This is a genomic window from Synechococcus sp. R5-13, assembly GCF_047462015.1.
Classification (GTDB): domain Bacteria; phylum Cyanobacteriota; class Cyanobacteriia; order Thermostichales; family Thermostichaceae; genus Thermostichus.
On record NZ_JANSIL010000196.1, the window covers coordinates 1 to 866 of the forward strand.

Consider the following 866-nt stretch of genomic DNA (forward strand, 5'->3'; position numbering starts at 1 on the left):
TGGACTCCGTCCCGCTGACGCGAACAGAGATAGGCAGGATGCGATCGCTTCTTTCCTGAACCATGTTCAGCAGTGTTCAGCGTAAATGTATCAGGTGCTAGATGGCAACCGGTTGTCTTCTTCTTCAGCTTTGGGAAAGGCACCGTCGCTGTGCTTTTTTGAGCGCCCTTTGTGGGTATACTTGAGACTAGACTCAAGGTTTGCCTTTGAGTTTCCCTGGGGTGAGCTGGGCAGCTCTTGCTAAAGACGTTGACCCTAGCAAGTTTTTGAAGGAGATCTGCCATGGCTTCCTGCAACTCAAAATCCCGCTTTCGTCACCCGATAGCTCCCTTGATTTTGGCTTCCTCCCTCGTAGGAGGAGTGTCTGCTTGTTCCCTTACTTCGGATCCTCCGGCTGTTACTCAGCTTCCCCCGACAATTTCAGCTCAGGCGCCAGAAACAGCAGTGCAGGGCTCTGAGAGCATTGCTTTCTACTACGACGGGGTAAAGACCTCAGTCACCATCAAGGATGCGGCAGTCCTTTTTGCCGCCTGCACCCTCAACACCAACGACTCCGGGAAGATTGTTAACTTTGTCAATAACACGCTCAAGGTGGGGCCGATTACGGATGCCGACGTGACGGGGTTGGGTGATCCGCTCAAGCCCTCTGTTTCCGACTTTACTGCCGACGGGGTGGTGGACTGCAAGGATGCGGCGGTTTTGTTTGCGGCAATTTCAACAGGTCTTCCGCCGACGGCCAGTAAGATCAATTCCTTCCTTGCCACCACCCTGAAGCTCAGCGGTGTCAGTGTCACGCAGCCGAACTTGGATACCTTCTTCAGCGAGCCCACGCCGACCCCGACCCCGACCCCGACGCCGACCCCGAC

At 55.1% G+C, this 866-nt stretch carries 1 pseudogene; it reads left to right on the forward strand.

The window, feature by feature from the left end:
• Positions 1-282: 282 nt before the first annotated feature.
• Positions 283-866, forward strand: a pseudogene (locus NW840_RS13345) (hypothetical protein); the annotation flags it as partial.